Below are 22,309 nucleotides of genomic sequence, written 5' to 3' on the forward strand. Positions count from 1 at the left end.
GCCTCCTGGGCCGCTCAGGCCTCGCTCAGCTGGGCGGGCACCGCCGGCGCCGGCGGCTTGCGCCGGAACATCCGGCCGAACCACAGCGACACATCGTCCACGATGGTGAACACCGCCGGGATCACCAGCAGACTCAGGAAGGTCGAGGTGATCAGGCCGCCGATCACGGCCACGGCCATGGGCGAGCGGAAGCTGCTGTCGGCCGCACCCCAGCCCACCGCGATCGGCAACATGCCGGCGCCCATGGCGATGGTCGTCATCACGATGGGGCGCGCGCGCTTGTGGCAGGCGTCCAGGATCGCGTCCAGGCGGTTCATGCCGTGCACGCGGCGCGCTTCGATGGCGTACTCCACCAGCAGGATGGAGTTCTTCGTCGCCACGCCCATGAGCATGATCAGGCCGATCAGCGACGGCATGGAAAACGCCTTGTTGGTCAGCAACAGCGCCACGAAGGCCCCGCCCAGCGAGAGCGGCAGCGCCGCCAGGATCGTGAACGGGTGCAGGAAGGCCTTGAACAGCAGCACCAGCACGATGTAGATGCACAACACGCCGGTCAGCATGGCCAGACCGAAGCTGGCGAACAATTCGCCCTGCACCTCGGCGTCGCCGATCTCCAGCACGGTCACGCCCGGTGGCAGGCTCTTGATGCTGGGCAGCGCGTCCACCGCGGTCTTCATGTCGCCCAGCGCGATGCCCGCGAGTTCGACCTCGAAGTTGATGTTGCGCGAGCGGTCGTAGCGGTCGATCACGGCCGGGCCGCCGCCGAAGGTCAAGGTGGCGACCTGGTTGAGCATCACCGGGCCCTTGGCGCCGGGCACGGCGAGGCGGCCGAGCACGTCCAGGTCTTCACGCGCGCCGGCGGCGAGCTTCACGACGATGGGCACCTGGCGCTGCGGCAGGTTGAGCTTGGGCAGTGCGCTGTCGTAGTCGCCCACGGTGGCGATGCGCAGGGTCTCGGCGATGGCGCTGCTGGTCACGCCCAGGTCGGCGGCGCGCTCCAGATCGGGCGTGACGATGATCTCTGTGCGCACCAGCGCGGCCGACGACTGGATGCTGCCCACGCCGCTGATGGTGCGCAGGTCGCGTTCGATGGCGCGCGCGGCGGTGGACAGCGCGTTGGCGTCGTTGCCCGTGAGCGTGAGGATGTATTTTTCCCCCGAACCGCCCAGGCCCACCTTGCTGCGCACCCCCGGCAGGTTGGACATGGCCTCGCGCAGCTGGTTTTCGATCACCTGCTTGCGGGGGCGTTCGCCCCGCGGATCGAGCTGGATGGTCAGCGCCGCCTTGCGCGACTCCTGCGCGCCCTGCGGGGCAAACGGGTCGGTGCCCGCCGAGCCGGAGCCGATGGTGGTGTAGACCGACTTCACGTGCTTCACGCCGATGACCAGCACGCGCGCGTGTTCGGCCGTGGCCACGGTCTGTTTCAGCGTGGCGCCGGGCGGCAGCTCCAGGTAGACCTGCGTCTGCGAGTTGTCGTCGGCCGGGATGAAGCCCTGCGGCAGCAGCGGGATCAGCATGATGGAGCCGACGAAAAACGCCCCGGCCAGGACCATCGTGATCCAGCGGTGGCGAATGCACCAGGCGGCCCAGCCCTGGTAGGTGTGCAGCCAGGCGGGTTCCTCCTGGTTGGTCATCCAGGCCCAGATGCGGCCCATCAGGGCGTTCTTGCGCGCCCACTGCGGACGGTCCTTGGCCAGCACGATGGGGCGCATGATGTACGCCGCCATCATGGGCGTGAGCGCGCGCGCCACGATCAGCGAGGCGAACACGGCGAGTGCCGCCGTCCAGCCGAACTGCTTGAAGAACTTGCCCGGGATGCCCGACATGAAGGCTGTGGGCAGGAACACCGCGATCAGCGTGAAGGTGGTGGCGATCACGGCCATGCCGATCTCGTCGGCCGCCTCCATCGAGGCCTGGTACGGTGATTTGCCCATGCGCATGTGGCGCACGATGTTCTCCACCTCGACGATGGCGTCGTCCACCAGGATGCCGACCACCAGCGAGAGCGCCAGCAGCGTCACCACGTTGATGGTGAAGCCGAGGTAGTGCATGCCGATGAAGGCCGGGATGGCCGACAGCGGCAGCGCCACGGCCGACACGATGGTGGCGCGGAAGTCGCGCAGGAACAGCCAGACCACCAGCACTGCGAGCAAGGCGCCTTCGTACAGCAGCGTCATGGAGGCGTTGAACTCGTCCTCCACCGGGGTCACGAAGTCGAAGGACTCTGTGATCTGGAGGTCTGGCCGGCTGGCCTGCAGCTCCTTGAGCTTGTCGCGCACGCCGTGGCCGACCTCGACCTCGCTGGCGCCCTTGCTGCGCGCCACCTCGAAGCCGACCACCGGCTTGCCGTCGAGGAAGGCCGCGGCCGTGGGCTCGGCGATGGTGTCTTTCACGCTGGCGATCTGGTCCAGGCGGATGCGCCGGCCATCGGAGAGCGACAGCTCCAGCGCCGCCAGCTCCTCGGCCGATTTCAGGGACGAGAGTGTGCGCAGCGGTTGCTGGCTGCCGCCGATGTCGGCGCGGCCCCCCGCGCTCTCGATCTGCACCTTCGCGAGCTGGCGCGAGATGTCGGCCGCCGTGGCGCCCAGCGACTGCAGCTTGAGCGGGTCCAGCAGGATCTGCACCTCTCGGTTCACGCCGCCCACGCGGTTGATCGCGCCCACGCCGCGCACCGACAGCAGCAGCTTGGCCACGTCATTGTCGACAAACCAGGACACGGCCTCGTCGTCCATCTTGTCCGAACGCACCGTGTAGGCCAGCACCGCACCGCCGGCCAGCTCCAGCTTGTTGATGATGGGCTCACGAAGCTCAGTCGGCAGGTCACCGCGCACCTTGGCCACGGCCGATCGCACGTCGTCCAGCGCTTCCTGCGTGGCCTTCTCGATGCGGAACTCGGCCGTGATCGACACCGTGCCGTCCTGCACCTTGGTGTAGATGTGCTTGAGGCCCTGCAGCGAGGCCAGGCTGTTCTCGATCTTGCGAGCGACGTCGTTTTCCAGCTGGTTGGGGGCCGCCCCCGGCAGGCTGGCGACGATGGTGATGTTGGGAACGTCCAGGTCGGGGAAGTTCTGCACCTTCATCGCCTGGAAGGAAAACAGGCCGGCGAGCGTGAGCATGACGAACAGCATCGCCGCCGGGATCGGATTCTTGATGGACCAAGCGGAAACGTTCATGACCGGTCCTTCACTGAACAATCTTCACGAGGTCACCCTCGTTCAGGAAACCCGCGCCCTGCACCGCCACCGATTCCTCGGCCTTGAGGCCCTGCAGCAGTTCCACGCGCTCGCCCACGCGGCGGCCGGTCTCCACCTTGCGCTGGGCGGCCTTGTTGTCGACACCGACCACGAACACGTAGTTGTGGCCGTCGCGCACCACGATGGCCTGGGCCGGCACGGTGAGCGCCTGGCTTTCCCCGAGCAGGAAGTGGCCGCGGGCAAAGGTGCCGGCCTTGAGCTCGTCGTGGCGCGGCAGGTCGGCAAACACCAGCACGTTGCGGGTCTGCGGATCGGCCGTGGGCGCGATGGCGCGCACCGTGCCCTTGACCTCCAGGCCGCTGGCCGCGGTCACGTCCACCTTCTGCCCGACCTTGATGCGGCCCACTTCGGCCGGCGTCACTTCGGCGCGCCATTCCATGCGGCTCTGGCGCACCAGCCGGAACAGCTCCTGCCCGGCACCGGCCACCGCGCCCACCGTGGCGCTGCGGGCGGAGATCACACCGTCGTCCGGGGCCAGCACCTGGGTGTTGCCCAGCCGCACCCGGCTGGCGGCGTACGAGGCCTTCGCCGCTTCCCACTGCGCCCGGGTGACCTTTTCCTGGGTCAGGTACTGCGCAATCTGCGACTGCGACAGGGCGCCCGTGTCCTGGATCGAGCGCGCGCGGTCCGCGTCGGCCTTGGCGTTCTCGAAGGCGGCCTCGGCCTGCATCACGCTGGCCTGGCCCTGCAGGCTTTCGGCGGCCGTGGTTTCGCGCGCGAACGTGGCGAGCACCTGCCCCTTGCGCACCGCGTCGCCGATGTTGACGTTCACCGTGGCCAGGCGCAGGCCCGGCAGTTCGGCACCCACGCTGGCCTCCTGCCAGGCGGCGATGTTGCCGTTGGCCTGCAGCTGCAGCGACAGCTTGTCGGTCGTGGGCTTGGCCAGCGACACGGTCATGGCCGGTTTGGGCGCGGGCGCCGCCGCGTCGGCCGACGCGGGCGCAGCGGCAGCGGAGGCCGCACCGGCCTCACCCTCGGCGGGCTTGCTGCAGGCGGCCACGATCAGGGCGGCGGCGACGGCCACCCAGCTGAGCCGGTGCAGACCGGCGGACGAAGAAGTGGGCATGGCGTTCATGAGGGTTTCCGGACGGGTTCTGGGGTGACCTGGGGATCGAAGCCGCCGCCGAGGGCGACGTACAGACCGATCCAGGTGTTGAGCTGTTCCAGTTGCAGCGCGACGGCGCCGCTGTCGGCGTTGAGCTTGAGGCGGCGCGCTTCTTCCAGCTCGTTGAGGTTGGCCAGGCCCACTCGGTAGCGCGCCTGCGTGGCGTCGAACGACCGGGTGTAGCCGGCCACCGCGTCGCGGTTGGACGACTGCTGTTGCTGCAAGGCCGAGAGCGCCACCAGCGACCGCTCCACCTCGGCCACGGCCTGGCGCAGCGTGGCGGCGTAGGCGAGGCCCGCCGCTTCGTAGCGCGCCTGCGCCGCGTCGGCGGCGGCGTTCAGCCCACCGCGCCCGGTCAGGGGCAGGCTCAGGGTCAGCGGGCCGACCGACCAGGTGTTGAACGTGGTGTCGCCCGCGCTGGTGGAAAAGCGGTTGCGCAGCCAGCTGCCCGACAGGCTGAGGCTGGGCCACAGCGCGGCGCGGGCCACGCCCACCCCTTCAGCGGCCGCCGACAGCTCGCGCTGGGCGCGCGCCACGTCGGGCCGCTGGCGGATGACATCGGCCGGCACGGCGCCGACGCTCAGGCGCTCGGCCATGCGCTGCGGGTCCGGCAGCGCGCTGGTCGCGCCCAGGCGCTCGCGCAACGCGGGCTCGGCCTCGCCCGTGAGCGCCACCATCGCCTTGAGCTGCTGCTCGCACTGGCTGGTCTGCTGGGCCAGGCGGCCCTCGGCGTCGGCGTTGCTGGCACGGGCCAGGGCCGACACGGCCGGCGCGGTGAGGCCAGCGCGCTCGGACACGCCGGCGCTGTCGGCGGTGGCGCGGCGCGATTGTTGGTCGCCCCGCGTGATCTCGAGTTGCACGCGGCAGGCACGGTGCCCCTGGTACAGGCGCGCCGTTTCAGCCGCCACAAGCACACGTGCTTCGTGCCAGCCAGCGTTGGCGGCGCCTTGCTGCGCGCTGGCCTGCCGCACGGAAGCGGCGTTCTGGCCCCACACGTCGAGCGCCCACGACGCCTGAAGACCCGCACCCACCGCGTTGCCCAACGGAGCACCTTGCTCCTGCAGGCGGGAGGCGCTCGCCACGGCGGCGAGTTGCGGGCCCGCCGCGCTGTCGGCACCGGCCAGCGCGGCGCGGGCCGCCGCCACCTGGGCGCGGGCCGCGGCCACGCTGGCGCTGCGCGCTTGCGCCTGTGCGATCAGGTCGGCAAGCACGGGGTCACCCAGCTGCGCCCACCAGTCGGTGAGCGAAGCCGCTTGCCCCTGGTGCGGCAGCGGAGGGGCGTACCAGGCACCCGGCAGCGGTTCGGTCAGATCGGACGGCGGCGGCGTCACGGCGCAACCGCCCAGCAAGGCCGCGCCGACCACCACGGCAAACATTCGTTTCATAAACTCCAGATCCTTGGTCGGTGGGGATAAGGGAAAACACTCTAGTTGATTTCCCACGACGAACATGTCGGTTTGTTTCAGACAGGTTTCGAACCTCGTCCGGTGACTTTTTTGCCACTGTTTCGGCGCCATCTGCCTGCGGCATCCAGGCCGTACCGGTTTTTCACGGTGCCAGAGCGCCACGCCGACGCATGAAAAGGTGCAACCCAGCGGCACCGCCGGGCCGGCTTTGCCGGACGGCAAGTGCCGCCCCCCTCCCGCCGAAGGCGAGAGAGGGGGGTGACGCGGAGCGGCGCGGGGGGTGTTTCACTTCAGTCGTCGTCGGCCGGGTCCAGGCCGGGAAACAGCACGTCCGTGTAGCCAAAGCGGCTGAAATCACGCACCCGCATCGGGTAGAGCACGCCCAGCAGGTGGTCGCACTCGTGCTGCACCACACGGGCATGAAAGCCCTCGGCCTCCCTGTCCACCCGATTGCCGTCGGGGGCAAAGCCCTGATAGCGGATGCGCTTCCAGCGCGGCACCACGCCGCGCAGGCCGGGCACCGAGAGGCAGCCCTCCCAGCCCTCTTCCTCTTCGTCGCCCAGGGGCGTGATCACCGGATTGATCAGCACCGTGCGCGGCACGACCGGCGCCTCCGGGTAACGGGGATTGGGGGCATCGGTGCCGAAGATCACCAGCTGCAGGTCCACACCGATCTGCGGCGCAGCCAGCCCGGCGCCGTGGGCGGCCGCCATGGTCTCTGCCATGTCGGCGATCAGCCCGTGCAGCTCGGGGGTGTTGAAGGCCGTGACGGGCTGCGCCTGCCGCAGCAGCCTGGGGTCGCCCATCTTGAGGATCGCGTGGATGGCCATGGGTGAAGGTGGAGGTTGGGGTTTTGCCCGGGTGGCGCGCGATTGTGGCGCAGCTACAGTGGGGTTCAATACCCGCCACCGTAATTGCTGACACCCCGTTGTCAGGAGGACCCATGAAATCGACACTGATTGGCACCGCGCTGTACGCCCTTGTGTTCTCCGGAGCGGCCAGCGCCCAGGGCGCCGACATCTTCAAGGGCGCCGATCTGGCGCTGGGCGAAAAAATGATCGCCGAACACAAGTGCGTGGCCTGTCACGCGAGCAAGGTCGGTGGCGACGGCAGTGCCATGTACAAGCCGCTGGGCAAGATCAACAGCGCCGGTCTGCTGCGCGGCATGGTGGAGATGTGCAACACCACCATGAACCTGGGCATGTTCCCGGAAGAGGTCAACGCCGTGGCGGCGGTGTTGAACCGGGACCACTACAAGTTCAAGTGAAAGACATGGCCCCCACACTCCGCCGCTTTGCGGGTCGTTGCCCCCCAAGGGGGCTGATCCGGCTTGGGGCGGCCCGGCGCCGGATCGGGTCTCAAGCCTCCAGCAGCGCCAGCATGCCCGCTTCGTCCAGCACAGCCACGCCCAGCGCCTGGGCCTTCTCCAGCTTGCTGCCGGCCTCGGCACCGGCCACCACGTAGTCGGTCTTCTTGCTCACCGAGCCGGCCACCTTGGCGCCAGCGGCTTCAAGCAGGTCTTTGGCCTGATCGCGGCTGAGCGTGGGGAAGGTGCCGGTCAGCACAAAGGTCTTGCCCGCGAGAGGCAACACCGCACGCTCGGCGGGCGCGCCCTCTTCCCAGGTCAGGCCGCAGGCGCGAAGTTGCTCCACCACCTCGCGGTTGTGGGGCTGTTCGAAGAAAGTGCGGATGCTCTGCGCCACCACCGGGCCCACGTCGTTGACCTCCGAGAGCGCCTCCACACTCGCATCCATGATGGCGTCGAGCTGGCCGAAGTGGCGCGCCAGCTCCTTGGCCGTGGCCTCGCCCACGTGCCGGATGCCCAGGCCGAACAGGAAACGAGGCAAGGTGGTCTGCTTGGATTTCTCCAGCGCGGCCACGATGTTCTGTGCCGACTTGTCGGCCATGCGGTCCAGGCTGACCAGCGCGGTGAAGCCCAGGCGGTACAGGTCGGGCAGGGTCTTGACCACGCCCGCGTCCACCAGCTGTTCCACCAGCTTGTCGCCCAGGCCCTCGACCTCCACCGCGCGGCGGTGGGCGAAATGCAGGATGGCCTCCTTGCGCTGGGCGCCGCAGAACAGGCCGCCGGTGCAGCGGTAGTCCACTTCGCCCTCTTCACGCACGGCTTCACTGCCGCACACCGGGCACACGTGCGGCATGGTGAACACTTCGGCCCCCTCGGGCCGCTTCTCCGGCAGCACGGCCACCACCTCGGGAATCACGTCGCCCGCACGTCGCACGATCACCGTGTCGCCCACACGCACGTCCTTGCGGCGCGCTTCGTCTTCGTTATGCAGCGTGGCGTTGGTCACCGTGACGTTGCCCACGAACACCGGCGCGAGCTTGGCCACCGGCGTGAGCTTGCCGGTGCGCCCCACCTGCACGTCGATGGCGAGCACCGTGGTGAGCTGCTCCTGCGCCGGGTATTTGTGCGCCACGGCCCAGCGCGGCTCGCGGGTGACGAAACCGAGCTGGCGCTGCAGCGCAAGTGAGTTGACCTTGTAGACCACACCGTCGATGTCGTAGGGCAGCTGCTCGCGCGCCGCACCGATGCGCTGGTGGAAGGCGATCAGCTCGTCGGCGCCCACCGCCACCGTGGTCTGCCCGGCCACCGGGAAGCCCCAGGCCTTGAGCCGCATGAGCAGCTCGAAGTGGGTGTCGAACGCCGGGCCGCCCTGCTCCGGCGGCGTGATCTCGCCCAGGCCGTAGGCGAAGAAGCTCAGCGGGCGCTGGGCGGCAATGCCCGAGTCGAGCTGGCGCACGGCGCCGGCCGCCGCGTTGCGCGGGTTCACAAAGGTCTTTTCTCCTTTGGCTCCAGCGGCGATTTTTGCGCGCTGTTTTTCGTTCAGTGCATCGAAATCATCGCGCCGCATGTAGACCTCACCGCGCACCTCCAGCACGGCCGGCGCATCGGCGGGCAAGCGCAAGGGAATCTGGCCGATGGTGCGGATGTTGTTCGTCACGTCCTCGCCCACCTCGCCATCGCCACGCGTCGCGGCCTGCACCAGCAGGCCGTCTTCATAGCGCAGGCTCATCGCCAGACCGTCGAACTTGAGCTCGGCCACGTAGGCCACCGGCGGATCGGCCTCGGCCAGCCCCAATGCGCGGCGCACGCGGGTGTCGAAATTGCGCGCGCCGCTGGGCTCGGTGTCGGTCTCGGTGTTGATCGAGAGCATGGGCACAGCGTGCCGCACCGGCGTGAAACCCTCAAGCACGGTCCCGATGACCCGCTGCGTCGGCGAGTCGGGCGTGCGCAGTTCGGGGTGCGCCGCTTCCAGCGCCTGCAGCTCGCGAAACAGCCGGTCGTACTCCGCATCCGGAATCTCCGGGTCGTCCAGCGTGTAGTAGCGGTGGGCGTGGTGGTGCAGCACCGCGCGCAACTCGGCCGCGCGCTCGGCCGGCGATGGCTCAGACGAAAAAAGATCAGAAGTGCTCATGCAACGAGAGAGGTGATTTCAAGCGAGAACGCCGCGGAACCGGCTTCGCCGGGCCGCCAGCGTTGCCCCCTGGAAGGGGGTGACGCGCTGAAAGCGCGGCGCGGGGGTCAGCTAAATAATCTTCGCGCCTGCGGAGAACCCGCCGACAGATCGTGGCTGTCCAGCGCGTCGTACAGGCCTTCGAGGTCGGAGCCGATCGCGTCCATGGTGTCGGTCGAGAGCATCTGGCCGGCGTCGTCGGTGATGACACCGTCCATGGCCTCCGCCAGCGCGGTGGCGGCCTGGCGCATGCGCACAAAGGGCTGCTCGCTGCGCGGCACGTGGGTGACCTCCAGCGAGAGCGCCACTTCGCGCAGGGCGCTCTGCTCGGGGTCTTCGGCCATGGCCGCCTGGGGGTCGAAGGCCAGGCTCAGGATCGGTGCCTGACCGGCCAGACTGCCGGGCAGCACCATGCGGCCGGGCAGGACACCGGCCACAAAACCGAAACGGGCGGCGTTCTGCGACACATAGCCCGGGCTCCAGGCGGCGCGCCGCGCGCGCAGGGTGAAACCGAGCTGGGCGTCGTGGCCGCTGGCGAACGCGTCGAGCTCGCGGGCCCGGGCGACCTCGCCGCGCATGTCGGGGAAGTCGGGCATGGCGCCCACCGCGTCGGCAAAGGCCTGCGCCTTGACCACGAACTCGGAGAACTCGATGTCGTTGAGCGCGCCGGCGCGGTTGGCCAGCTGCACACCGACCTGCAAGGCCCGGTAGCGTTGCCCGGGGCGCGGACTCTCCCAGTCGCCGCCTTCGTCGATCGACGCTTCGACGGCAAAGGGCTTGCTGCCCACGCGGCGCGTGCCGGGCAAGGCTGCCAGCAGGGCCTCACCGGACACCTCACCTTCGAGCTGCAACGGCGCGATCACGTCGATCAGTGCATCCAGGCCGGGCTTCTTTTCCGGCGTGCTCACCACGTGGTTGAGTGTCACGGCCACGGCAGGAATGGCGCGAGCCTCTTCGCGCACCCGGACCGCAGACACCGGGGCGTCCTGGAACACCGGGTCGATGCGCTCGTCATCCCCGGGCTCCCCTGCCACCGGGTGATCGTTCAGGGGCGGATCGTCTTCGCGGTTGGTCACGGCTGCGGGCGCTTCCGGGCCCGGTTGCTCGCGTGCCGTGCGCGGCGCGTTGCGGCTGGTGACCCAGGCGTTGTAGGCGACCACGCCCGCGAGGACAAGACCTCCAACAATGGCCAAGCTGATCTGCAAGGTGCTCATGGGGTGGTGACTTGCGATGGGATGGGTCGTGGGATCAGGCGGATTCGAGCATGCCGGCGGCAGACTCCATGTCCACCGCGACGATACGCGAAACGCCCTGCTCCTGCATGGTCACGCCGATCAATTGTTCGGCCATTTCCATGGCGATCTTGTTGTGGCTAATGAAGAGGAACTGCGTGCCCTGCTTGCTCATGCTGGTCACCAGGCGCGCGTAGCGCTCGGTGTTGGCGTCGTCGAGCGGCGCGTCCACCTCGTCCAGCAGGCAGAAGGGTGCCGGGTTGAGCTGGAAGATGGCGAACACCAGCGCGATGGCGGTGAGCGCCTTTTCACCACCCGAAAGCAGGTGGATGGTCTGGTTCTTCTTGCCAGGCGGTTGCGCCAGCACCTGCACGCCGGCATCGAGGATTTCTTCGCCGGTCATCACGAGCCTCGCGTTGCCACCGCCGAACAGCTCGGGGAACATGCGGCCGAAGTGCTCGTTGACGGTGTTGAAGGTGCTGCCCAGCAGGTCGCGGGTTTCGGCGTCGATCTTCTTGATCGCGTCTTCGAGCGTGGTCATGGCTTCGACCAGGTCGGCCGTCTGCGCGTCGAGGAAGGTCTTGCGCTCGCGCGAGGCGGTGAGTTCGTCGAGTGCCGCGAGGTTGACGGCACCCAGCGACTGGATCTCGCGGTGGAAACGGTCGATCTCGCTCTGCAGACCCACCAGCCGCACATTGCCTTCGGTGATGCTCTGCGCCACCGCGGCCAGATCGGCCTGGGCCTCTTCGAGCTGCTGGCTGTACTGCTCCACGCCCAGGCGGGCGGCCTGTTCCTTGAGCTGGAAGTCGGTGATGCGCTGGCGCAGCGGGTCGAGCTCGCGCTCCAGCTTCAAGCGGTGTTCGTCGCTGGCGCGCAGCTGGGCGGTGAGGCCGTCGTATTCGCTGCGCAGGGCGCCCAGCGCCTGTTCGCGTTCGAGCTTGATCGCCAGCACGTTCTGCAGCCCGGCCTGGGCCGCCGCGTCGCTCAGACGGGTGAGTTCTTCGGCGGCGCGCCGTTCTTCATCGGCCAGCGCCTTTTCCTGTGAAGCCGCGGTTTCGAGCGAGCGCTGCAGTTCGCCCTGCCGCGCCTGCAGGCTGCGCAGGGTGAAGGTGGCTTCCTGCGCCTGGCGCTCCAGACCACGCTGCTGCTCGCGCGCGGCGTTCAGCGCGCGCTCGGCGGCGATCACCTTGTCGTCAAGCTGGGCGTGACGCTCCTGGCTGTCGGCGAGCTGCATGTCGAGCTCTTCGAAACGGGCCTCGGCGGTGACACGGCGTTCCTGCAGGTCGTCCAGCTGGGCGTCGACCTCCGCCAGGTCGGCGGCGATCTGTTCGCTGCGGGCGCGGGTCTGTTCGGCGAGTTGGGTCAGGCGCAGGGTTTCCACCTGCAGCTCGTGCGCGCGACCGCGCGTTTCGGCGCCCTCGCGGCGGGCACTCACGAGGCGCTGAGAGGCGTCGGTGTAGGCGGCTTCGGCCCGGATCAGGGCGGCCCTCGCCTGCTCGGCGATCAGGATCTGGGCCTTGGCGCTTTTGTCGAGGTTCTCGATCTCCTGCGCCCGGGCCAGCAGGCCGGCCTGCTCGCTGTCGGGCGCGTAGAAGCTGACGCTGTGCGCGGTGACCACGTGACCCGCAGGCACGTAGATGGCTTCGCCGGGTTGCAGCTGGGCACGCTGGGCCAGGGCTTCGTCGAGGTTGGCCGCGCTCCAGCAACCACTCAGCCAGTCGGTGAGCAGCGCCTTCTGGCCCGCGTCGTTCAGGCGCAGCCAGTCGGCCAGCGGCTTGAGGCCCTGGCGGGCGGGTTGCGGCGCGTCGGCGGCCGGCGGGCTGTAAAACGCCAGCTTGGCGGGCGGGGCGTCGTTGCCGAAAGCCCGCACCATGTCGAGACGGGACACTTCGAGCGCCCCCAGGCGCTCACGCAAGGCCGCTTCCAGCGCGTTTTCCCAGCCGCTTTCCACATGGATGCGGCTCCACAAACCCTGCAGGCCGTCCAGGCCGTGTTTGCTGAGCCAGGGTTTGAGCTTGCCGTCGGTCTTGACCTTTTCCTGCAGCGCCTTCAGCGCTTCCATGCGCGCCGACAGGTCGGCCTGTTTCGCCGACTCCTGGTTGACGGCGGTTTGCGCGGCACGGCGTTGTTCGTCCAGCTCGGGCACACTGTCCTGCAGCTCGTGCAGGATGGCATCGGCCATCTCGGCCGCCTGCAGCGCCTGCTGCAGGTTGCTCTGGGACTGCAGCAGGCTGGCTTCGTCGGGTGCGGCCAGGGCGTTCCGATCGGCCGCCAGGCGCTCCCGGCGCTGGGTCAGCTGCCGGCTCTGTTCTTCGATGTTGCGTTGTTCGGCCGCCAGCACCTGGATCTGCTGCTGTACCTGGGTCACGCTGCCGCGCTGCTCATTGGCCGCGTTCTGCGACTGGCGCAGGCTGTCTTCCAGCGTGGGCAAGGCCCCGGCCTGCTCTTCGCCTTGCGCTGCCAGCACGACCGATTTTTCTTCGGCGTCCACCATGGCTTCGGCCAGCTGCTCCAGCTCCACGCCGGCGTCTTCACTGCGGGTGGACCAGGAGGCCATCTGTTCCTTGAGCTGCAGCAGTCGCTGTTCGACGCGGGTGCGGCCTTCGATCACGAAGCGGATCTCGGCTTCGAGCTTGCCCACCTCGGCACTGGCTTCGTAGAGCTTGCCCTGCGCCTGGTTGACCTGATCGCCGGCGGCGTAGTGCGCCTGACGGATGGTTTCCAGCTCGGATTCGACGCGGCGCAGGTCGGCGGTGCGCGATTCGAGGTCGTTGATGGCTTGCGCGGCATCGGTCTTGACCTTGATCTGGTCGGCCTCGGCCTCGCTGCGTTTCAGGAACCAGAGCTGGTGCTGCTTGAGCGTGGCGCCGGCCTGCAGGGTGTTGTAGCGCGCGGCCACCTCGGCCTGCTTTTCCAGCTTGTCGAGGTTGGCGTTGAGCTCGCGCAAGATGTCTTCCACCCGCGTCAGGTTCTCGCGCGTGTCGGTCAGTCGGTGGGCCGTTTCGCGGCGGCGCTCCTTGTATTTGGAGACACCGGCCGCTTCTTCGAGGAACAGGCGCAGCTCTTCGGGCTTGCTTTCGATGATGCGGCTGATGGTGCCCTGGCCGATGATGGCGTAGGCGCGTGGGCCGAGGCCGGTGCCGAGGAACACGTCCTGCACGTCGCGGCGGCGCACCGGCTGGTTGTTGATGTAGTAGCTGCTGGTGCCGTCGCGCGTGAGCACGCGCTTGACCGCGATCTCCAGGAACTGGCCCCACTGGCCGCCAGCGCGATGGTCGGCGTTGTCGAACACCAGCTCCACGCTGGAGCGGCTGGCCGGCTTGCGGTTGTTGGTGCCGTTGAAGATCACGTCCTGCATGGACTCGCCACGCAGCTCGGACGCCTTGCTCTCGCCCAGCACCCAGCGCACCGCGTCCATGATGTTGGACTTGCCGCAGCCGTTGGGGCCCACCACGCCCACCAGCTGGCCCGGCAGCAGGAAGTTGGTCGGTTCGGCGAAGGACTTGAAGCCCGAGAGCTTGATCGAATTGAGACGCAAAAGGGGACCCTGACGAGTATCGGATGAAGGCCCGAAATGTTACTCCAGCCATCCTCCCACCCTTCGGGGGCGCCGCTCCCTCAGGCGCGCTTGGTGATTTCCACCACGCCGGCGTCGGCGTCGACCCGCACCCAGTCGCCTGTTTCGATGCAATCGAGTGGATCGCGGTCGAAATCCGTCATGGCCGGCGCATGGGTGACCACGGCGCCCAGCGCCATCTTGGTGGTCATTTCATTGAACAGGAATGCGGCCGGAGCGCTGTTGAGCAGACGGGTCATGTGAAACATGGCCGACCAGCCAGAAGACCCCTTGGCGCCGGGAAACACCAGCACCTTGCCCGCAAAACTCTGGCCCCTCAGCTCGTGGCGGGTCTCGATCACGCTACCGGTACGGGGGTCGATACCTCCCCAGCCCGAGATGCGGTCGTGGGTGACCAGCGCTTCACCTTCGCACACGCCGCCCACCACCTTTCGGCCACGGATGACGATCACGGGGGCTGGGGCCGCAGCAGAAGGAGACACCTTGGTCGCGCTCATGGGGCAACCCTCCTTGCTGGGCACTGCGGGATTGAGCGCCTTAGGAACGGCCGGGTGGCGCTCATTGCAGTCCCCCTGTCCAGCGGCCCGTGCAGGCCGCGTCGATGCATTCGCTGGTCGTGCCGAACCAGGCCTGTATACCGAGGATGGCCGGCAGGTAGTGCGCCTGCTTGGCAGAATCCAGCGCCACGGTTCGTGTGCCTTTGGGCACGGCACGGCTCATGGCCGAACAACTGTCTGACATGAGGATGCCGCCTGCCTCCTCGATGATGCGGGTGTAACCATTGCGGTCGGCCAGGGCCTTGATGGCGCGCGGCGTGAAGATCCAGAGTTCGCAGTCTGGGTGCACCTTGCGCCCTTCCAGCAATTGGGCGGCTTCCCAGATCTGTTCGATGGTGTAGTGCGGGCAGCCCAGCATCACGTATTGAATGTCGGCCGAGGTCGCGGTGGTGTTGAGCTTCTCGTAGGTCCGGCGGCGGTCCGCCTCGCCGTAGCGCAGCACTTCGCGCGGCGTCTGGCCGCCCAGCGCCTGCTGCAGTGTCAGCGCCTCGGGCGTGACGCCGACGATGTGGTACATCTCCACCCCGCCCGAGGTCGAGGCGGCCGCACCGAAGTGCTTGAGCCGGGGCAAATTGGGCACCCGGGCAATGCCACGGCGGCTGTGCACCACGGGCACCCGCTCCTGCACGTGCTCACCGATGAAATAGCCCAGCAGGCCCCAGTCCTGCACCGATTCGATCTCGACATCGAGCTCCACCACATGCGTGGCGAGGCGGTGGTCGGGCAAGTGGTAGCCCCAGTAAGGAATGCGCCCGGTCAGCATGGCCGCGCCGCAACTCTCACGCCCCTCGGTGTTGGTGCGCGCCCCCAGCACCGAATTGCAGTAGATCACCGCAGAGGACTCCATCCACGCGCAGTGCTCGCCCCGGGTCGGAATGTTGCCCAACTGGTACGGGGTGCAGGTGTTCATGATCTGGGCGCCCAGACCCGCGGCGTGGCGCTCGCTCTTCTCATAAAAACGCACGGTTTCCTCGCTCACCCCCATGCGCTCGGGCTGGCCCGGGTCGAAGCCGAGCTGCAGGTGGCTGGTGAACACCTTGAACTTCGGGATCTCAACCACCTCCTGGCTGTCCAGGCTGAACTCGGAGAACACCGCGTCCATGCCGCCCTTGGCTTGCGCGAAATCGCGCTGGAACGGCGTGGTTGAGGTGATGGTGGCGCAAACATTGTTCGTTTCGACCAAACGCTCGGCGTCCAGCGCTTCGCCGTAGCGAACCAGCAGGTCCATCGCCTTCTGCACGGCCGGGCCGTCGCGGCCGTCGTACATGGCTTTTTCTTCGTCGCTCAGGTGCATGGCAGGGTTTCGATGAAGTTCAGGGGGATGGGGCTATGGCAACGCGGGCAGGTGCCCACCGATGGCGTGTGCGATGGCCTGCGCGATGGTGCGCAGCCGTGGGGCGAGTTCCTCACGCAGCCGTTGTTCGGTGAACATGAAGGCCGCGCCGCCGCAATTCAGCGCCATGACCTCACCGCTCGGACCGATCAGGGCGACCGACACCGAGTTGATTTCGCGGTGGAACTCACCCAGCGAAAGGCAGTAACCCAGGTTGCGCGCCTCGTCGATGGCGCGATGCATCGCGGGCGCCACGCTGTCCCATTCAGGCCCGCGCTGCAGGCGCAGCGAGTCGATCAGTTGCTGGCGCTGAGGCTCATCCACCGCGGACAGGAAGGCTCGGCCCAGCGCAGACACCGGCAATGGTGCGCGCGAGCCGACGTCGAGCCGCGCCGCCAGCATGGACGTGCGCGGCCGGCAAGCCTCGATGATCACCATCTCCATGCCATCGCGCACCGCCAGGTAGGTGGAGACACCCACCTCTTCGGCCAGCGACTGCAGGTAGGGCCGCGCCACGCCGCGCACGTCCAGGCTCCCCAGGAACACGCGCGCCAGCGACACCACGCCAGGCCCGAGCATGAAGCGGTCGGCCACCGGCGCGGGCTTGAGCATGCCGGCGCCCACCAGCGTGGCCACCAGGCGGTTGACGGTCGGTCGCGGAATGCCGGTCAAGAGCACCAGTTCGGCATGGCCCAGCTGGGGGCGGTCTTCTGAGAAGCTGCGCAACACCGCCAGGCCGCGCTCGAGGGCGCTGACGGTGTCGGCGCTCTTGGCGCGTGGAGTGTGGGATGCGGTCATGGTCGGGCGATTGTGCAACGAGGCAGGGCGGCTGCGCGGCGACCGCATGGCCTTGAACGGCCCCTCCCCCGCTGCCATCGACGCACCCTCGCTCATGGTATTTCCTGCGCGGTTCACTCGAACTTGACGTTGTTCTCGCGCACCGTGGTCGTGAAGGCGTCCCACTGTTTGCGATGGAAGGCCGCGAATTGGGCCGACGTCATGCCGTAGCCCGAGAAGCCTTGCGCCACCAGTTGCTCGCGCACGTCGGGGCGACTCAGCACCTGGCGCAGCATCTGGCTCAGCCGCTCGGTGATCGCGGGCGGCATTTTCGCGGGACCGAAGAAGCCTGCCCAAGGCGCGATCGTGACCGCGCCCAGCCCCAGCTCTGCCGCCGTGGGCACCTCGGGCAGCAGGGGGCTGCGCTCGGGCAACAAGGTCAGCAACGGGCGGATTTTCTTGTCCTTGGCGAAGCCGGGAACCAGCGTGCCGGTGGAGAACATCATTTGGATCTGTCCTCCCACCAGGTCCGTCATGGCCTGGGCGTCGCCCTTGTAGCGCACGTTGACCACCTTGACGCCGCGGTTGGCCAGCAGTTGCAGCATCGCCAGTTCCGAAGCGCTGTTGCTGGAGCCAGAGTTGAACTTGTCGGGGTTCGCCGCCACGTGGTCGAGGAATTCCTTCAGGCTGCCCGAGGGCAGCGCGGGCGAGACGGCCAGGAACATGGAAAACTCACCGGCCGTGGTCAGCGGCGTGAAGGCCGTAAAGGGGTCGTAGGGCGGATTGGGGCGCAAGGCCGGCACGGCCACCATCGCCGTGTTGGAGCCCAACATGAAGGTGTAGCCGTCGGGCGCGGACCGCATCACCTCCTGTGCGGCGATGATGCCCTCGGCGCCGGGTTTGTTGTCCACCACCACCGGCTGCCCGGCCTGGGCCGCCAAGCCCTTGGCGATGACGCGCGCAATCGTGTCGGCGCCACCGCCCGCGGAGAAGGGCACGACCAGGCGGATGGTTTTGTCGGGATAGGTCTGCGCCGAGGCGGTCGTGGGCAGGACCAACGCAGCGGCTGCGCCGATCAGCGCCAGCAGGGCGCGACGGTGCATGACGGAAGTTGCTTTTTTCATGGTGTGTCTCCTCGGTTGAATCACGGTCACTCACTTGACCAGCACGGCCCCCCGGGCAGGCGTACTGACGTTGTTGCGGTAGATCTGCAGCCAGCCACGGTCGAACTGCGGTGGCGCGGGGGTCCAGGCGGCGCGGCGACGCTGCATCTCGGCGCTGTCCACCAGCAAGTCGCAGCACCGGGTATCCAGGTCAATGGCGATCGGGTCGTCATTGCGCACCAGCGCCAGCGGCCCGCCGAGCGCCGCCTCGGGCGCCACCTCGGCCACCACCAATCCCTTGCAGACCAGACCCGAAAGGTGGCCATCGGTCACCAGCGCCACCTGATCGCCCAGCCCTGCGCCGTCGATGGCGAAGACCACGCGCGAGGCACCGCCGCCCATGGCCGGACCGCCGCGCGTGCCGGCTCCGCGCATGACGACCACGTGGCCGGGCTGGATGCGGCCCTCGTTGAGGGCCGCGAGGGCCGCGTCGCTGGTGTCGAAGCAGATGGCCGGCCCCTCAAAACGACGCGTCTTGCGCTCCAGGATGCCTGTCTTGACGATGCCCGTGTCGGGGCACAGGGAACCGCGCAGCACCACGATGGCCGGGAGCGCGGCCACGGGGCGGTCCAGCGGGCGGATGATCTCCGGGTCGCGCACCGACACAGCGTCCAGATCGGCGGCCAAGGTGCGGCCCGTCACGGTGAGCACCCGCGTGTCCAGTTGCGGCACCAATTGCTTGAGCACGGCCTGGCAGCCGCCGGCTGCCTCGAACTGCTCGATGCTGTGCACCCCCACGGGACGCACGCCGGCCAGCACCGGCACCTCGGCACCCAGCTCCTCGAAGAGGCGGTACACATCCAAGTCCAGCCCCGCCTCGGTGGCCACCGCCTGCAGGTGCTTGACGCAGTTCACCGAGCCTCCCACGGCCAGCACGGCGCGCACGGCGTTGGCGAAGGCGCCCGGCGTCAGGATCGCGCGCGGCCGCAGGTCCTCCCAGACCATCTGCACGATGCGCGCGCCGGCACGCCGCACGTCGGCCATCATGCGCTCGCTCATCGCGGCCACCGGCGCGCTGCCCGGCAGCGCCATGCCCAGCGCCTCGCAGACGATGTGCATGGAGTTGGCCGTGCCCATGCCCGAGCACACGCCCGGCGAGCGGATGGCCTCGCGGCTCATGCCCACCAGCGTGTCGCGATCCAGCGCGCCGGACACCACGTGCATGGCGCCGATGAACACCTCCTCGATGTCGCAATGGTGCCCCTGGTAGTTGCCGCTGGCCTGGTACCCGCAGGGCACCAGCAGCGCTGGAATGTCCAGCCGGGCCGCGGCCATCAACTGGCCGGGCACGGTCTTGTCGCAGGAGGTCAGGCAGACCATGCCATCAAGCTGCGCGCCTTCCACCGCCACCTCGATGTCGTTGGTGATGAGGTCCCGCGCCGCCAGCATGTAGGCGCCACGCGCGCCGGCGCCGGTGATGAAGTCGCTGGGCGCGGCGGTGCGGATCTCGAAAGGCACGGCCCCGGCCGCGCGCAGGGCTTTCTTGAGCTCGGCCGCCACCTGATCGAGATGGCTGAAGCAACTGGCCAGCTCGCTGCTGGAGTTGACGATGGCAATCTTGGGCTTCTCGCAATCCTCCTCGGGAATGCCGAGTGCGCGCCACTGCGCATTGCGCACCGACCAGAGATAGGAGCCGCGGGGGAAATTGCTGCGCAGTGCGCGCGCGGGCGTTGGCCAGGTACTGGCAGGTGATGCAGGGGCGTCCATCAATGTCTCCTTGCTTGGCTTACGGGCGGGTACGGTGCAGCGGCGAACCGGGGGGCGATTCAGGCAGCGAGCGCGGACGGCGTGAGCGTGACAGTCGCGCCCGGTCGCAGGTACACACCCTGCGCCAGCAAGCCCTGTTGCAACCGCGCGATGTCCACCGCGCGCGGCTGCAGGCCCCCCGCCACGGCCAGCGCAGCCGCCACGCCCGCGGCCTGGCCGGTCAGCCAGCACTGCGGAATTTCGCGCATGAAGCCATGCGAGTTGCGGTCGCAGGAGATGTGACGACCGCAGGCCAGCAGACCGTCGAGCGCCTGGGGCACCAGCGCGCCGTACGGAATGGAGATGTTGGGAAATTTGGGCGACACCGCTGGCGACACAGCCACCTCGTCCGGCAGGGCCCGGCCATCGGGCCAGCGGTGGCGCCAGACACCGTCCGTGCCCACCAACCGACGGGCGTGGCGCACGCCGATTTGTGGCGCACTCTGTAGCAGATAGGCGTCTTCAAAGCCGGGGGCATGGGCCTTGAAATAGTCCAGGTGGGCGGCCATTGCCCGGTGCGAGCGCACCTCCACCGCCGTCAGGTCGTCCACGTCCAGCGCCGAATAGCCGGACTGACGCGGCCCCATGAAGAGCGCAATGTCGTTTCGCCAGGACACGAAGGGCCGCTCAAACAGTTTGAGCGCCTCGCGGCCACGGGCCATGAAGGCGGCATGCTCGTCGGGTCGCTGGGTTTTGAAGTCGATCCAACGGTTCATGTTGACGCCGCCGAACAACCAAGAGGTGTTCATGCAGTGGTGCACGTCGGCCTGCTCAATGTCGTTGACAAAGGCGGCCCCGGCGCGCGCGAACAGGTCGCCGTCGCCGGTGGCGTCCACCACCACGTCGGCCATGATCGCCATGCGGCCTTCCTTGCTTTCGAACACCACGCCCTTGACCGTCCCGCCCTCAACGATGGGGGTGGCCGCCCAGGAGTGGTAGATGAGCTTGACGCCGCGCTCGATCACGATTTCCTGCGAAAGCAGCTTCAGGCGTTCCGGATCGATGGTGGGCGACCAGGTCACGACGCCGTGAAAACCGGCGGTGCGGTGCGACCAATACCCGGCTTTGTCCGTGTTCTGTGAACCCCAGTCCTCGCGGGCCGGGCCGGCAACCGCCTCGGCCGGCAGGCGTTCAAACAGCTCCTGGGCGAAACCTCGCACCACCAGATGCCCTTCCCAGTCGGTCATGCGATCAATCCAGATCACCAGTCCACCGGTGGACAGACCGCCCAGGTGGTTGTAGCGCTCCAGCAGCGCCACGTCCGCACCGGCGGCCGCAGCCGCCGCTGCAGCCGCCGTGCCAGAAGGCCCACCACCGACCACGAGCACGCCACAGCGGTGGTAGATCGGTATGCGTTTGCCCGGCTCGTCCCAGTCACCGTGGACGGGGCGCGGCACGCGCTGGTCGCGGTCAAACACGTCGGACGTCAGAAAGCGCTCATCGGTGCGTGTCAAGGTCTGTGTTGCCACTTGGCTCTCCTGTGAATTTCGTTGAATTATGGACTTGCTTTCCATTTTTATTCTGTTTTTTTAGAGTTATTGGGGTAAGTACCGATAAAAATCGGTTGATTACATTCTTTATGGACATACAGTTCAATATACAAACAACCCGACCAGGAGACTCCATGTCCAAACCCACGCGCCCCTCTGCAACCATTGCCCCAACCCGCACGGGTTCGCGCACCCGCCGTCAAGCCCTGGCCCTGCTGGGCGCGACCGCCCTTCTGGGCACCTCTCTGCCGACCTGGGCACAGGACTTCCCGCAAAAGGGCCGTTCGATCCGCATCGTGGTCGGTTTCACCGCCGGTGGGGGCACCGATGCCCAGGCACGTGCCGTGGCCCAGAAACTGGGCGAGGTGCTGGATGCGAATGTGATCGTGGACAACCGCCCGGGCGCCAGCACCATGCTGTCGGCCAGCGAGGTGGCGCGCGCCGCGCCTGACGGCTACACGCTGATGTACGCCCCCTCTTCGACCCTGACTCAGAATCCCCACACCTTCGCCAAAGTGCCCTACGACCCGTTCAAGGACTTCACCCCCATCACCGTGGGTGGACGGGGACCGCTGGTGCTGTCCATGAGCACCACCGTGCCCGCCAACAATGTGCGCGAACTGGTCGCACACATCAAAACCCTTCCAGGCCAGACCAGCTATGCCTCGTTTGGGCTGGGCACGTCATCCCATATTTATGGAGAGGCCTTCACCCGGCAGACGCAGATCGACTCTGTGCACGTTCCCTACAAGGGCGGTTCTGACGCGGCGAAAGACTTGATTGGTGGGCGAATCCAGTACATGTTCGACTCGGCACCCTCAGCCATCATCGCGTCGCAAACCGGCAAGGTGAAGATACTGGCCATCGCTGCGCCGCAGCGCATCAGCGCCCTGCCCGACGTACCGACCTTCGCCGAACAGGGATACAGCGGTCTCGACCTGCCCAGCTGGCTTGGCTTTTATGGTCCGGCCAACATGCCGCCAGCCGTGTTGAAGAGGCTGAACGATGCGCTCGTCAAGGTGTTGGCCATGCCCGAAATCGTCAAGTTTTACCGGGATGGCGGCTATGAGGCGGGCGGCAACTCTCCCCAGGCGTTCGCGACCCTGACCCAAGTCACCTATGACCAGTGGGGCGGGATGATCCGCAATCTGGGCCTGCCAAAACAGTGACGCGGGTGGAAGCGGCCCGAGAGG

At 67.9% G+C, this 22,309-nt stretch carries 15 protein-coding genes; 2 read left to right on the forward strand and 13 right to left on the reverse strand.

Annotated elements, in window-relative coordinates:
• Nucleotides 1-14 precede the first annotated feature (14 nt).
• The 4 genes from IM738_RS08585 to def form a co-directional block, all read right to left on the reverse strand.
• Entirely contained in the window at nt 15-3,173 is a 3,159-nt protein-coding gene (locus IM738_RS08585) for an efflux RND transporter permease subunit (RefSeq protein ID WP_236965451.1), read from the reverse strand.
• Between the two features lie 10 nt (nt 3,174-3,183).
• Nucleotides 3,184-4,329 (reverse strand): efflux RND transporter periplasmic adaptor subunit, encoded by a 1,146-nt coding sequence (locus tag IM738_RS08590; protein WP_336886560.1) that lies wholly within the window; start codon nt 4,327-4,329, stop codon nt 3,184-3,186.
• Complete coding sequence (locus tag IM738_RS08595) at nt 4,326-5,744, reverse strand: efflux transporter outer membrane subunit (RefSeq protein ID WP_236965452.1); 1,419 nt, start codon at nt 5,742-5,744, stop codon at nt 4,326-4,328. The genes IM738_RS08590 and IM738_RS08595 overlap by 4 nt, the downstream gene beginning before the upstream one ends.
• A gap of 311 nt (nt 5,745-6,055) precedes the next feature.
• Nucleotides 6,056-6,595: a peptide deformylase gene (gene def / locus IM738_RS08600; RefSeq protein WP_236965453.1), complete on the reverse strand. Its 540-nt coding sequence runs from the start codon at nt 6,593-6,595 to the stop codon at nt 6,056-6,058.
• A 113-nt stretch (nt 6,596-6,708) separates the two neighbouring features.
• On the opposite strand from def, the gene IM738_RS08605 reads away from it, so the two are divergent.
• Nucleotides 6,709-7,032 (forward strand): hypothetical protein, encoded by a 324-nt coding sequence (locus IM738_RS08605; protein ID WP_236965454.1) that lies wholly within the window; start codon nt 6,709-6,711, stop codon nt 7,030-7,032.
• 91 nt (nt 7,033-7,123) lie between these two features.
• On the opposite strand, the gene ligA is transcribed toward IM738_RS08605, so the two are convergent.
• The 9 genes from ligA to IM738_RS08650 all read right to left on the reverse strand — a co-directional run bounded on the left by ligA (nt 7,124) and on the right by IM738_RS08650 (nt 21,095).
• Complete coding sequence (ligA, locus tag IM738_RS08610) at nt 7,124-9,202, reverse strand: NAD-dependent DNA ligase LigA (RefSeq protein WP_236965455.1); 2,079 nt, start codon at nt 9,200-9,202, stop codon at nt 7,124-7,126.
• A 107-nt stretch (nt 9,203-9,309) separates the two neighbouring features.
• Entirely contained in the window at nt 9,310-10,455 is a 1,146-nt protein-coding gene (locus IM738_RS08615; RefSeq protein ID WP_236965456.1) for a cell division protein ZipA C-terminal FtsZ-binding domain-containing protein, read from the reverse strand.
• A 34-nt stretch (nt 10,456-10,489) separates the two neighbouring features.
• On the reverse strand, nt 10,490-14,011 hold the full coding sequence (gene smc, locus IM738_RS08620) for a chromosome segregation protein SMC (protein ID WP_236965457.1): 3,522 nt from the start codon (nt 14,009-14,011) through the stop codon (nt 10,490-10,492).
• An 80-nt stretch (nt 14,012-14,091) separates the two neighbouring features.
• Complete coding sequence (locus IM738_RS08625; RefSeq protein ID WP_236965458.1) at nt 14,092-14,547, reverse strand: aconitase X swivel domain-containing protein; 456 nt, start codon at nt 14,545-14,547, stop codon at nt 14,092-14,094.
• A 61-nt stretch (nt 14,548-14,608) separates the two neighbouring features.
• Nucleotides 14,609-15,901 (reverse strand): aconitase X, encoded by a 1,293-nt coding sequence (locus IM738_RS08630; RefSeq protein ID WP_236965459.1) that lies wholly within the window; start codon nt 15,899-15,901, stop codon nt 14,609-14,611.
• A 33-nt stretch (nt 15,902-15,934) separates the two neighbouring features.
• Nucleotides 15,935-16,738: an IclR family transcriptional regulator gene (locus tag IM738_RS08635; protein WP_236965460.1), complete on the reverse strand. Its 804-nt coding sequence runs from the start codon at nt 16,736-16,738 to the stop codon at nt 15,935-15,937.
• Between the two features lie 113 nt (nt 16,739-16,851).
• Nucleotides 16,852-17,841, reverse strand: a complete 990-nt coding sequence (locus tag IM738_RS08640; protein ID WP_236965461.1) for a Bug family tripartite tricarboxylate transporter substrate binding protein — start codon at nt 17,839-17,841, stop codon at nt 16,852-16,854.
• A 30-nt stretch (nt 17,842-17,871) separates the two neighbouring features.
• The gene (gene ilvD, locus IM738_RS08645; RefSeq protein WP_236965462.1) at nt 17,872-19,587 is read right to left on the reverse strand and encodes a dihydroxy-acid dehydratase; all 1,716 of its coding nucleotides are present in this window, start codon (nt 19,585-19,587) and stop codon (nt 17,872-17,874) included.
• A 59-nt stretch (nt 19,588-19,646) separates the two neighbouring features.
• Complete coding sequence (locus tag IM738_RS08650; protein ID WP_236965463.1) at nt 19,647-21,095, reverse strand: FAD-dependent oxidoreductase; 1,449 nt, start codon at nt 21,093-21,095, stop codon at nt 19,647-19,649.
• Nucleotides 21,096-21,250: 155 nt separating this feature from the next.
• Between IM738_RS08650 and IM738_RS08655 the strand changes: the two genes are divergently transcribed.
• Nucleotides 21,251-22,285 (forward strand): Bug family tripartite tricarboxylate transporter substrate binding protein, encoded by a 1,035-nt coding sequence (locus IM738_RS08655; RefSeq protein WP_236965464.1) that lies wholly within the window; start codon nt 21,251-21,253, stop codon nt 22,283-22,285.
• Nucleotides 22,286-22,309 lie beyond the last annotated feature (24 nt).

Origin of the sequence: Hydrogenophaga sp. SL48, from assembly GCF_021729865.1 — a bacterium.
Classification (GTDB): Bacteria; Pseudomonadota; Gammaproteobacteria; order Burkholderiales; family Burkholderiaceae_C; genus Hydrogenophaga.